The organism is Brevibacterium sp. Mu109, assembly GCF_900169375.1.
GTDB lineage: Bacteria > Actinomycetota > Actinomycetes > Actinomycetales > Brevibacteriaceae > Brevibacterium > Brevibacterium yomogidense_A.
Genome location: NZ_FXZF01000044.1, coordinates 1 through 11690, shown reverse-complemented (window position 1 = coordinate 11690; position 11690 = coordinate 1). Strand labels below are relative to the sequence as shown.

At 65.2% G+C, this 11690-nt stretch carries 17 protein-coding genes; 1 reads left to right on the top strand and 16 read right to left on the bottom strand.

Features of this window, described 5'->3' with window-relative positions; all coding sequences use genetic code 11:
• Positions 1–347 precede the first annotated feature (347 nt).
• Positions 348–659, top strand: coding sequence for a hypothetical protein (locus tag BSP109_RS15475; protein WP_101601810.1), 312 nt, complete (start codon positions 348–350; stop codon positions 657–659).
• 189 nt (positions 660–848) lie between these two features.
• Here the strand turns inward: BSP109_RS15475 and BSP109_RS15470 are convergent, their stop codons facing one another.
• The 16 genes from BSP109_RS15470 to BSP109_RS15395 form a co-directional block, all read right to left on the bottom strand.
• On the bottom strand, positions 849–1289 hold the full coding sequence (locus BSP109_RS15470) for a YtoQ family protein (RefSeq protein WP_101601808.1): 441 nt from the start codon (positions 1287–1289) through the stop codon (positions 849–851).
• A 390-nt stretch (positions 1290–1679) separates the two neighbouring features.
• Positions 1680–2183, bottom strand: a complete 504-nt coding sequence (locus BSP109_RS15465) for an RES domain-containing protein (protein WP_257944738.1) — start codon at positions 2181–2183, stop codon at positions 1680–1682.
• Positions 2184–2185: 2 nt separating this feature from the next.
• The gene (locus tag BSP109_RS15460; RefSeq protein WP_101601806.1) at positions 2186–2485 is read right to left on the bottom strand and encodes a HigA family addiction module antitoxin; all 300 of its coding nucleotides are present in this window, start codon (positions 2483–2485) and stop codon (positions 2186–2188) included.
• 8 nt (positions 2486–2493) lie between these two features.
• On the bottom strand, positions 2494–2775 hold the full coding sequence (locus BSP109_RS15455) for a type II toxin-antitoxin system RelE/ParE family toxin (protein ID WP_101601804.1): 282 nt from the start codon (positions 2773–2775) through the stop codon (positions 2494–2496).
• 122 nt (positions 2776–2897) lie between these two features.
• Positions 2898–3233 carry a DUF86 domain-containing protein gene (locus BSP109_RS15450; protein WP_101601802.1) on the bottom strand — a complete coding sequence of 112 codons (336 nt, stop codon included), beginning with the start codon at positions 3231–3233 and terminating at the stop codon, positions 2898–2900.
• Positions 3230–3556, bottom strand: coding sequence for a nucleotidyltransferase family protein (locus BSP109_RS15445; RefSeq protein ID WP_101601813.1), 327 nt, complete (start codon positions 3554–3556; stop codon positions 3230–3232). Before BSP109_RS15445 ends, BSP109_RS15450 begins: the two co-directional genes overlap by 4 nt.
• A 185-nt stretch (positions 3557–3741) precedes the next feature.
• Positions 3742–4296 (bottom strand): GNAT family N-acetyltransferase, encoded by a 555-nt coding sequence (locus BSP109_RS15440; RefSeq protein ID WP_101601800.1) that lies wholly within the window; start codon positions 4294–4296, stop codon positions 3742–3744.
• On the bottom strand, positions 4293–4718 hold the full coding sequence (locus BSP109_RS15435; protein ID WP_101601798.1) for a type II toxin-antitoxin system VapC family toxin: 426 nt from the start codon (positions 4716–4718) through the stop codon (positions 4293–4295). The genes BSP109_RS15440 and BSP109_RS15435 overlap by 4 nt, the downstream gene beginning before the upstream one ends.
• A complete protein-coding gene (locus tag BSP109_RS15430) occupies positions 4715–4948 on the bottom strand; it encodes an Arc family DNA-binding protein (RefSeq protein WP_101601796.1) in 234 nt (77 codons plus the stop codon). The genes BSP109_RS15435 and BSP109_RS15430 overlap by 4 nt, the downstream gene beginning before the upstream one ends.
• A gap of 385 nt (positions 4949–5333) precedes the next feature.
• The gene (locus tag BSP109_RS15425; RefSeq protein WP_101601795.1) at positions 5334–6158 is read right to left on the bottom strand and encodes an SDR family oxidoreductase; all 825 of its coding nucleotides are present in this window, start codon (positions 6156–6158) and stop codon (positions 5334–5336) included.
• A complete protein-coding gene (locus tag BSP109_RS15420) occupies positions 6155–6451 on the bottom strand; it encodes a HigA family addiction module antitoxin (RefSeq protein WP_101601793.1) in 297 nt (98 codons plus the stop codon). The genes BSP109_RS15425 and BSP109_RS15420 overlap by 4 nt, the downstream gene beginning before the upstream one ends.
• A gap of 10 nt (positions 6452–6461) precedes the next feature.
• Positions 6462–6743, bottom strand: coding sequence for a type II toxin-antitoxin system RelE/ParE family toxin (locus BSP109_RS15415; protein WP_101601792.1), 282 nt, complete (start codon positions 6741–6743; stop codon positions 6462–6464).
• 79 nt (positions 6744–6822) lie between these two features.
• Positions 6823–7716 carry a hypothetical protein gene (locus BSP109_RS15410; protein WP_101601790.1) on the bottom strand — a complete coding sequence of 298 codons (894 nt, stop codon included), beginning with the start codon at positions 7714–7716 and terminating at the stop codon, positions 6823–6825.
• An 82-nt stretch (positions 7717–7798) separates the two neighbouring features.
• On the bottom strand, positions 7799–8920 hold the full coding sequence (locus BSP109_RS15405) for an XRE family transcriptional regulator (RefSeq protein ID WP_101601788.1): 1122 nt from the start codon (positions 8918–8920) through the stop codon (positions 7799–7801).
• Entirely contained in the window at positions 8910–9662 is a 753-nt protein-coding gene (locus BSP109_RS15400) for a hypothetical protein (protein WP_219618574.1), read from the bottom strand. The genes BSP109_RS15405 and BSP109_RS15400 overlap by 11 nt, the downstream gene beginning before the upstream one ends.
• 45 nt (positions 9663–9707) lie before the next feature.
• Positions 9708–10610 (bottom strand): Abi family protein, encoded by a 903-nt coding sequence (locus BSP109_RS15395; protein ID WP_101601812.1) that lies wholly within the window; start codon positions 10608–10610, stop codon positions 9708–9710.
• Between the last annotated feature and the right edge of the window lie 1080 nt (positions 10611–11690).

Sequence of the window (11690 nt, the reverse complement as noted above, 5' to 3'; positions counted from 1 at the left end):
CTCGTGCACAGGCTCGTGGTCCTCTGAGATTCGGATGTCTTGACAACACCCATCACAGCAGGACCACGAGCCGTTCTACGTCAACGACGCGACGCTCCCCATCACCACGAACCGGGAAGAGCCGCTAAACATCACCCTCACCGCCGTCAACTCAGCGCTGGGGGCATTCACCATCCCGGAGATCACCTACCTGGCCATCGGCTACATCGACACCGACGGCGACCTCGGCCGGCAGCAGGGAGCCGCAGCCGGTTGGCTGACCTCTGACCTCGACGACGTCACGGCCCTGGGCGTCCCGGACTGTGGACCTCATCGAGGACATTCTGTGCTGACTCGTCGCCGTGGGCATGAGCACCACTGCAGCGATCGCCGACTCCGTCCTCACTGATGCGCACCTGCACACACTTGGGCTGGTGCCGCTGGGCACGGAGACCACCGTCGAATCAGTCGCACTCGCTCCCGAGTACGGGAGTGCGTGCGTGGCCCGAACCGGTGCGGCGACGCGCATAGTCGACGGCGGCGACGCATCCCCCGCCGAGGGCGCCTTCCGGCTTCCCAGCGAGGACGAGGAGACGAGGAGGAGATCGACGGGGACATCCTCTTCCAGAGCCTTCCCCAGCTGGCCGGGTTCCTCGTCGACGTCGACATCTTCACGCTGACCGGATCCGCTTACGCAGCGGCGGAAGACAGCGGAGACACTGCGGGCGACAGCGCAGGCCCAAACACGTAAGGCCCCGAACAGCACGATCCGAAGCCCCAGGGTCGGGGGTTCTTCGGGCGGCTGTTCGGAGCCTGAGTCAGCTTCGTCGGTCCTGCTGCGGATCAGTCCGCAGGGTGACGCCGCAGGGTCACGCCGTGAGCACGTACCGCAGAGTCTCCACGACCTGGTCGGTGGTCGTGCACCACGCCTGAGCGCCTGCGTCGACCTCCTTGAGGGGGTGGACGATGTCCGCGTCGTGGAGAGTCACATAGGGCTTGGCGAGCGCTGAGCAGTAGCCGGCGTCGAAGGCGGCGTTCCACTGCTTGTACTTGTCGCCGAACCGGACGACCACGAGGTCGGCCTGCTCGATCAGCGTGCGCGTGCGGATCGCGTTGACCTTGGAGGACTGATGATCACGCCAGAACGGGCTGTCGTTCTCGCCCAGGTGGTCTCCGGCAGCGTCGCTGGCAGGGTGGTCGGTCACCGGCGCGGTGAAGACGATGTCGAGGTCGGCGGCCTCAGCTCCGCGCTGGATCTCGTCGCGCCAATCGGTGTGGATCTCGCCGGAAAGATAGACAAAAAAGCTCATGGTCGTTGGCTCCTGTATGCGATGTGGTCGGATCTGGCCCATGTTCTCTGGCTCACCATCCTAGTAGCTCGACGAAAGGTACCGGCGCCCGATACCGGCGGCGGAGGCCCCCAGGGTCACGCTGCGGCGTCGACCTGGGCGTCTCGCACCGTCCTCAACACTGGGGTCCCATCGCCGTCACTCCCTCGAGCGCGAGCCCATTCGCTCGAGATCCCCCTGTCCGATTGATCACGGTTGGGTGCACACCGATTCACGTACAGGCAGCCGAATCAGTGAGGAGTGCAGGGGTGGTCAGCCGCCTTGCCCGGCCACATTCCAGCCCGCGGGGCTACACGTTGAAGCGGAATTCCACCACGTTCCGGCACAGAGCAACCTCTGGCACGGCGAGCCTCAGCCTGCCGCAGAGGGAGCGTCGTCCGCGATCCTGACGGTCGGTGCATCACCCTCGTTCCAACGGAAGAGCACCAGGTGCCACAGCCGGTACCGCTTGCGCGAAGGGTCGATCAATCCGTTCGCACCAGTCGCAACGAGCCGGTCACGCACGATCCACGACGCCGGGGTGCCACCGGAGGCGACGACCTCCTGCCATGGCGCGATGGCGTCACTCAGGTCGAGACCAGTCCGTTCCAACGCGACGGGATCACGGAAGTCGACAATGCCGGATGCCTCGACGTCGACCGCAATGATCTCGAGCGCTGCCGATCTGGCGTCCTTGTGGGCGATCATCGCGGCCTCAACACCCTCGATGGACGAACTCAAGTAGAGGGTCGGCTGGTCCTGCCGAGAGTATCGCCCCGGCGAACGTGATCCCGCGATCGCGAACTCACGGAACTCGGGATCGATCGCGCGATAGAAGGTGCCGCGAACTTTGCGCATCAGCGTGTCGTCGCGCACACTCACGCGACCTGCAGCGGCGTGATCTCCGCGATCCGCTCCCCTGCGAGGTCCTCGGCCACCTCCAGCTCATAGCGCGTCTGCAAGTTGAGCCAGAACTGGGGCTCCACGCCGAAGAACCGCCCGAGGCGCAGCGCGGTGTCTGCCGTGATCCCCCGCTTGCCGTGCACGATCTCGTTGATCCGCCGCGGGGGCACACCGATCGACACCGCGAGCCTGTTCTGTGTGATGCCAAACCCCTCGATGAAGTCCTCCATCAGGACCTCACCGGGGTGGATCGGCGAATAGAGCTTCTCGACCATCTCTCCTCCTAGTGGTAGTCCACGATCTGCACGTCCTGAGCACCGGCATCGGTCCAGTGGAAGCAGATCCGCCACTGATCGTTGATCCGGATGCTGTGCTGGCCGACCCGATCGCCCTTGAGAGCCTCCAAGCGGTTGCCCGGTGGCACCCGGAGAGCGTCCAACGTGGTCACAGCATCGAGCAGGTGCAGCTTGCGGTTCGCAGCCTTGTGGATGCGCGGGTCAAGCCGTTTCGCCGGCTCACGACGCCAGACCTTCTCGGTGTCGCGGTCGGCGAACGATCTGATCACGCGTCAAGCGTATAACGAGACCCGTCAATAACGCTAGACGTTAAACCTGAACTCGACCGAGTTCCGGTACGTACGACCATCACAGTGCGATCAGCCGGTCACCACTCCCTTGGTCGAGCGGATCACTCGGTGGCGAGGTGGCCGCGCAATGCTTGGGCGAGAGGCGGGAGATGGGTCTCGACGACGTCGCGGACGATGTCGACATCGACGCCGAAGTACTCATGGACGAGGATGTTGCGGAAGCCTCGGATCTGCGGCCAGGCGATCTCCGGGTGCGCACCAGTGATCTCTGTGGGGAGATGGTTCACGGCTTCGCCGATGATCTGCAGGTTGCGCTCGATCGCGTCCTCTGCCATCTCCAGCAGGTCCGCATCGCTGTCAAGAGCAGCGACATAGCGCCGGCACCGCTCAACGGCCTCGAGAACGTCAGCGATGCGCTGGACCGGGTCGCGGCTCACAGTGCCACCGCATCCTGGAGGGCCGAGGCCGAGACCGGCCGCTTGAGCAGTTGCACAGGGAACACGTCGATGTCATCGCGGCCGAACAGGGCTCGAGTCTCTTCCAACAGCCCGGAGGCCCGCATCAGAAGGTTGCCATCCGCAGGATCCATCTCGACGAGGATGTCGATGTCCGACCCCGGGGACGCAGTACCGCGGGCGACGGACCCGAACAACTTCGGATTGGTCGCGGCGTACCGGTCAAGAAGTACTTGGAAGTCAGTACGACGCGCATCGATGAGCTCGCGAAGGGCGAGCGTCTCGGTCGTCATGATCTCAGCCATGCCGTCAGGATACCGACCCCTGCTCATTAGACCTCATACGATCGAGCCCGCCGTGCTCCGCCGTCGTCGTCCCAGCCGTGCCCGCTCAACGACCAAGCCGCTCACACGCTGAAGCGGAAGTCCACGGGGTTCCGACACGTACGGCTATGACCCAACCCCCTCTCCACCATCGACGTATTCGCCAGCTACCAGGCGCGACCGCGCAGGTCGATGTCGCCCTCCGGCCACGACTCGAGCGGCGCGCCGATCGGCAGAATGAGAAGCGGCTGCCCCCGTGGGTCGACGACAGCCTCCCCTGCGCGTCCGATCGACCGTTCGCCCGCGTGGATCCGGGTCCATCCACACGCCGCATAGAACGGGACGACGCCCTCTCGACAGCCCAGGTAGCCGAACGCGACGCCACCGTGATCACGCATCGACCGCGCTGCACGCCGCATGAGATCTGTCCCGAGGCCCCGCCCTCGCGCCGTGCCGGAGATCAGGACACCGCCGACCCCCGCGATCGCGACGGTCGCCCCGCCGACCGCGATCTCGCGGCGCGCCCATCCCATGTGGCCTGCGACGCGACCATCGATCCGCGCGATGACGTGGACCTCGTGGGATGCGTAACCGTAAGGCTGTTCCGGGTCCCACTCTCCGAAACCATGGAGATACTCGCTGTCGAAGAGCCGTCGGAGCTCGCCCAGGTCGGCCTCGGTGAGATCCCCATGCCCGAGCGCGTCGATCGAATGCTCCCTCACCCGTTGACACTCCACGGATCGACGAGCACGACGCCGGTGTGCTCGAGGTCCTTGACGTTCCGCGTCGCGCAGGTCGCGTCGTGGGCGAGACAGATCGCGGCGATCTGCGCGTCGGCCGTGCTGATCGGAGCACCCGCAGCTTCCCGGGCCAAGAGCACATCAGCGTAGCGATCGGCTGCCAGGCCGTCGAACGACAACACGGCGCGGCCGCCCCGATACGGCTCGAGCGCTGCGTCGATGCACCTCGTCAGCTCATCCTTGCGCCGACCGTCCGGCAGTCGACGCACGCCCGCCAACAGCTCTGCGAGCGTGACGGACGTGATAGCCACGTCACCCTCCAGCGACGCGAGCCAATCGACGACACTCGCTTCCGGCGACAGACGAAAGACCTCCGAGATCACAGTCGTGTCGAGGACGATCACTCGACGTCCACCGCTCGCGCGACGTCGTCGCGCGCCGGGATCGGCAAGCCTTCGACTCCACCGACATCTTGCGCAGCAGACAGCAGCGCCATCCCGATGTGCGGCCGCCGAGCAGCCTTGGACAGGATCTCGCGAACCTCGGCTTCCATGGAGCGACCGTGCTCCTTCGCCTGCGTCGCGAGCTGCTGCTTCACTGCGTCGTCGAGCCCGCGAACGATGACGGATGCCATCAGCCACCACCTCCTCTGCTATCAAGATTGATAGCGCAGCTCACGTGCCCCCGCCCGAGGTGATGACATCCCCGATACGGCACCGCCCGGCCACCTCATAACGAGGCGACCGGGACGGGCGCACAACTCAGGAACCCAGCGCTGGTCAGACGTTGAAACGGAACTCCACCACGTTCCGCCACTTGTAACCATCACGGCACATCGGTGCACACCGGTCCGTCGGGGCCTTCTGAGTAGGAAACACGTCTTTGAACGGCCGCCAGGGCGCCAACAGCGCGAGGGGGATCACACCAGCAGCATCCGAATCAGACAACGAGCAGCACCTGTACCAGTCAATCAGCACGTAGGCGCTTCGGTTCACTGCGGAGCAGCACGGAGGTACGTCTCAGGCTTCCGGCGGCCGACCGTCAGCAGGAGGACGCCAGCGCGCGAACCCACCTTCGGTGTTGAGCACCTGCCCCGTCACCCAACGGCCCTCATCGCTGACCAGCCACTCCACCAAGCGAGCGGGATCATCCGGTTCGCCCATCCGCCCGACTGGGAACATCGGCGCGACCCGAGCCATGATCTCGGGGGTCATGTATCCCGTGTCGACTGGCCCTGGATTGACCGTGTTGACGGTGATGCCGACATCGGCAAGCTGGTCGGCCAAGGTCACCGTGACACCCGCGAGTGCTGCCTTAGACGCCGCATAGGCCACCTCGCCCGGCATAGGTCCGAGGCCCTGGCCCGAGGTCATCAGGACGACGCGACCACCCGGGCGTCCATCGTGCTGCGCGGCGAACGCCTGCACCAGCAGGAGGGACGAGCGGGCGTTGACGGTCCAGTGGGCGTCGAGCATCTCGGCGGTCAGGTCGCCGAGGGTCCCATCGCCGCCCGATCGGGCGTGGTTGCAGACGAGGATGTCCAGATGGCCGAGCTCCGTCACAGCTCTATGCACGGCAGCCTCGGGAGCACCGTCCTGAGCCAGATCAACCGCAAGGTCGACGACGCGCTGGCTGGAGTCAGCACGATTCGCGTCGAGCTCCTGCATCACTGCCTCCAGGTCGTCCCCACCCCACGGTTGGTCCAGGTCATGCGGCCGATGGTGCGTCACGAGCACGTCAGCCCCGCTTCGGACCAGCCTCGACGCAATCGCGAACCCAATCCCCTGCCGACGACTGACCCCCGTCACGAGTGCCGCTCGTCCTCGAAGTGACCGGGCGCTCATGCAGTCCGTAGCGGCTGAATGCTGTCCAGCGCGTCCCCGAGGGCGTCCATCTCGACCTCAAGGTCATAGCGCACCTGCAGGTTGATCCAGAACTGCGCACTCATGCTGAAGAAGCGCCCCAGACGCAGAGCCGTATCCGCCGTGATCCGACGCTTGCCGTGCACGATCTCGTTGATCCGACGCGGCGGAACGCCGATGGATACTGCCAGCCGGTTCTGAGTTACGCCCATTGGAACGAGGAACTCCTCCATGAGGATCTCGCCCGGATGGATCGGGGGAATCTTGTCATCCATGTCGCACCTCCTAGTGATAGTCGACAATCTCAACCTCGCTGGGGCCCGCAGGAGTCCAGACGAAGCAGATCCGCCACTGGTCGTTGATTCGGATGCTGTGCTGACCGATCCGGTCGCCCTTGAGTGCTTCCAGCCGGTTCCCCGGTGGAACGCGGAGTTCATCAAGCTCGTGGGCAGCATCGAGTAGCAACAGCTTTGTGAGCGCCTTCTTGTGCAGACGAGAGTCGAGACGCTTGACGCGCTGTCGCAGGAACAGGCGTTCGGCATCGCGGTCGGCAAAGGAGACGATCACCCGACCATCATATAACGCAGCGCGTCATTAACGCTAGACATTAAACCGGAACTCGACCACGTCGCCGCGGTTAGGAACGTCAGGTTCGGACTGTCGCCCTCGTCTCCCGGGCGTTTCCCGAGGCGTCGGTCCACGTGACCACACAATCGACCGCATCCGGCGACCCCGCGGCGAGCAACAGGGGAAACCGCGCTTCCTGGCCGGGCGGGATGGTTCCGAGCGGACCGTCCTCACGATGCACGCGGAACAGCGCGTTCTCCGGCAGGTCCACGAACTCGAAGTCGACGTCGGCGGCCGACCCGCGGGAGGTGTTGTGGAGCACGAGTGACCAGTTCCGCTTGGTGTTGACGCGACCCTTGCTGTCGGTCTTCACGCTCTCGCGCACCTCGGCGCGCGGCCAAACGCCTTCAGAGGGGTCCGGCCCCTCCGGCGGCGCCTCCTTCAAGGACTCGACCGACTTCTGGAACTGCGCCGTCGCTCGACTGAGGAAGTTGTTGAGGTGACCGATGAGTGCCCCGTCGTTGCCGTACTCGAAGACGAGGGCCGACTTACGTAGCTCGTCCAGGTAGGCGTTGAGCCGCTGGCGCTCGTCGAGCGCCGCGCCGCTCAAAGGCGGGCGTGGAGCCGAGTTCACGAGGACCGCCACCGACTTCCCCGCCTCGACGAGGACCTTGATCTCCTCGGCCGTGCCCGACTCGGCCTCGCCAGTCGGCGTCCCGAGGCGATCCTGGAAGAGCGCCACCGCGAGATCGGCCCCCTCAACGATCTGATCGTTGAGGATCTCCTGCGGCCGCTCGCCGAACTCGGCGACGGCGTGCTCGGTCCAGGACACGGGCAGAACCGTCAGGCCGACATGGCGGCCGAGGTTCAGATTCCACTGGCTGATCGTCTTGCGGATGATAGACATGTCCGCGAGCGGCACATCACCCGGTGCCGAGATGAGAAGGTGGAGAGCGAGCGTGGGATAAGCCATCGGTGAGGATCCTTCTTCGTCAGTAGTGAGCGGCGCGGTCGGCCTGTATCAGCCGGTCGCCGTCCCGGCAGGAACGAGGTCGTCAGTCGCCGCCGACGAGGCGCAGCACCGGGCGCTCGTCGATCTCCCCCAGCAGGTCGCGGACCTGAGCAGGGCTGATCTTCAGCGATTGGGCGAGCACAGGCACGGGAGCACCGTGATCACCGGCAAGATCAGCGGCCTTCCGGAGCAGCTTCGGCACCTCTCCCGGATATGCGCTCGTCGGATCGGCATTGGAGTCGTAGACGGCCGACAGGCGCTGGTAGGCCCGACGCGCCGAGGACTCGGTGGTGCGCCCCCGCTCGACCATTCTGCGGATCAACGAGGTCGGCGAGACGCCCCACTTCCTGCCGAGACGGTCTAGGGCGGCGAGGTCGAGCCGCTGCGGCAACGCCGCGTCCATGGACGACGCCGGGGTGAGGAACGCCGCAGCGAACTCGTCGGCCTCCTTCTCGACAGCCGCACTGTGCTCTCCGAAGTCGGAGTGGAGCAGCAGGTGCCCGATCTCGTGCGCGATCGAGAACCGGTGTCTGAATACGTTCTCCGTCCGGCGCGGCGACGTGATGACGATCGGCCGGTCGACGATGACGACAGAAAAGGCATCGACGGCGTCGATCTCGGCGAGCGGGCGCACGGCGACCACGATGCCGTGAGACTCGGCCGTGGCAACCAGGTGTTTGATCGGGCCGTCGGGCAGGTCCCAGTGCCGGCGCAGGAGGGCCGCCGCCTCGGCGGGCGAGCTTCCTGGACGGACTTCTGGGAGGTCGGCCTCAGGGAGCTTGACGTGCCGCTCAAGCGCGAACGTCAGCTCCCACACCAGCGTCGCCATCGCCAGCGCCTTCTGGCGGTCGCTCACGCGGGCCGACCTCAGGCTGCGGAAGTGGGCGTTGACCGTGTCGATCCGCGCCAGTGGCCGGCCGACGTCGAAGAAACCGGGTCGGACGTCCAGGGCCTTCGCCAAGTTGTCGAGGACGTCTGTCCGGGGAGAGTTGACGCCCGCCTCGTACTGCCCGATCGCCGCGGCGGACACGCCCACCTCTGCGGCCAGGTCGGTCTTGGTCACCGAGCGACGGACGCGGGCCTGGGTCAGACGCGCCGGCTCGAAGCGGCCGTGCGTCTGCCGGGAGCCCGAGACGTCGAACAGGCTCGGGGTGTCATCGCGCATCCGGATCGATGCCCTCCTGTTCGCGCGGCTCGATGACGGGCTCGACCGGGGTGCCACTAGCGAACGACTCCACCTCGGAGGCATCCGACTCGGCCGCGGGCTCCGCCTGCCAGATGGTCTCCTCGCCGCGGTAGCTGACCTCACCGCTGTCCCGATCGAGTTCGGCAACGGCCCAGTCGATCGCCTGCAGTTGCCGCGGCGAGGAGTAGACCTTGACGAGCACGACCGGCATCTTGCCGTCGACCGCGCTCATTACGGCCTCCAGGTCAACCGCCTGCTCGGGTTCGGATGCGGGGCCCTGGCCCGTCGAGGCCATCAGGTCGGGGCCGAAGAGCGTCGGCTCCGGAATCGATGCATCGAAGCAGGAGATCTTCGTCGGGCTCGACGCGAAATCCACTGGATCACCGGAGGCCGGCACTCGCCACACGTACACAAGGCAACCGTTGACGATTGGCACCTTGTGACCGGCCGGAGCAAGCCGGTGCAGGTCGTGCCCTCTGCCGACGAACGCATCCTGCACGTCGATGAGCAGGTCCTGCCAGAGCGTCGAGTAGCCGCGACTGTTCCGCGTGTGTGCAGCCTGGTGGGCGTCGGCGGCATAACCGTGTCGGGTCCGCACTACGTCGACCGCGACTTCGCGGACGGTCGCCGCATATGGGCCGAACGCATCGGCGGGTGAATCTGGAATCACTCTGACCTCCTGAATCCGCGTCCGGAGCCGCGGATTCGGCCAGGACGACAACTTTAGTATGGCACGCGATTCGCGCACATACACTTCAGGAGGACGCTATGGCGTGTCGCGACCGTGGTCGCGAGGGCTCTGCGGCCGCACCAACCCCTGCCAGAACGCGGAGTCACGGGGGTGCTCGACCAAGAGCCTAGGAAGGAGCGGATCGGCGACCTCGGCGCGGGACGCCATGTCATCGAGCGAGGCGATGATGTCAAGCACGGACCGAGGCTCGAACTGGCCTGCTTCCCTCTTGGCCTTCTTCCGCACGTTGTTCGGGGTCGGCCCGGCGTCGAGGACCGAGTGGTGCCACAGCCTGCTGTGGTGGGCGCAGCGGTTGCGGAGGTAGACCAGGGCGCGCACTCGGTAGGCGAAGCCGGCCTTGGCGATTCCCGTGCTCGTCGCGACGGCATCGGCGAGATCGCCGCCCGCGCCCCGCTCGATGGCCTTCGACAGCGTGCCGAACGACAAGGCTTCGACGGCCGACCAGACCGGTAGCTTGCTGTAGTCGGCGCGGTTGATGCCGGATTCACGATAGTGGAGGATGTGGCGGTCCTTGCTGCGATCGATATCGCGCAGGCATGACTCGACGGTCGGCTCGCGGTCACCGATGTCGGTGTAGAAGCTTTCCTCGAGATACCGCCCGTAGGCCCCGTGCTCGTCGGCGACGACACGGGCGACGTGCGAGCGGAGCATGAGCTCGACCTTCGCGAGCGACCGGACGAGAGCAATGCGCAGCGCCTCGTCAGCGTCGTAGACCGCGCGGATCTCGTCGAAGACGACGCCCTGACGGAAGTCGTCGTCGCCGAGGTGGGGAGCCTTCTGGAAGTAGCGCGCATAGCCGGAGAACCGGTAGTAGTTCGTGGCGGCAAGGAAGCGGGCACAGGCAACCTCGTCGTCGACGACGAGGCCCCGACTGACCAGGAGGGCGACTTGCTCGTCCCAGGACAGACTCGGCTTCACAGACACCCCGGAAAGAAAGAGGCCCCTCCCATTTGAGCTTCTTCGAGAGGCTTGGGAGGGGGTCGATTGCCCTCAATGTTAGCGGACGCCGCCGACGACCACCAGCCGACGACGACGAGTCGGCCGGGTAGTCGTCTCCGACCACACGCGCCTCGGCCACCAGCAGACGTTAAAGCGCGAACCTCCACTCCACCACGTTCCGTAGCCGAATAACCTTTGCAGAAGGGCAGCGAACGCTTCAGCAGATCACCCACACACAAAGGAAGGGGGCGGACACGCTCAGCGTGTCCGCCCCCGAAGACCTGAGAGCTGGAGCTCGCGCTCCAGCCGCCAACTCGACCCCGCCATGCTGTTGAGGCGGACCCAGGAGTCGCGTGCTCGGATTGCATCTGACTGCTGCCCGAGCTGATCCCACATAGGATCGACACGAAGACTACCGCCAACAGCAGGAGCGCGCAATGACTTCACTCGTTGCATGGGTTGCCGGTCACACCAAAGGCCAAGCGTCACTGAATATTGCAACCGACAACAGAATCTCATGGAGCGGAACGAACAACGGAAGACTGGCTGCTCTCGACACATGGGATCAAGGGCGAAAGGTATTCGCATCGAGACGCTACCCGATAATTGCCGGATACTGCGGCGACGTACTGTTTCCGATCATATCAATACCGGCCCTCATTGATAGAATTGATGCCGGCGGGCCGACAGAAGATTACATCAGCCCTCGCGCTATCTCGCAAATCGTCGGAAACGTCATTGGTCGCCTTAAAGCCGGATGGGAAGCCTACCCCAAAAAAGCCCCACTAACAATATATCTCGGGTATCGCGAGGACCGATCAATACCGACGACGGGAGTCAAGGAGGATCCAGCCTTCTACCTATTGCGGCTATCCACCTCTGAGTCTCGCGGTTGGGATTGGAATATCACCCCAATACCCCTGCCTCTAACCGGCTCTTCCGGTTCTAGAGTGCGTGAGCGGTCCCTGCTTGCCGGGTCTCGGTGATGAATGAGAAGCGACCTTGGGCGAAGATAGAAGTTCCTCAACTCGTCTCTCACCCAAGGCCGCACCATGCAAT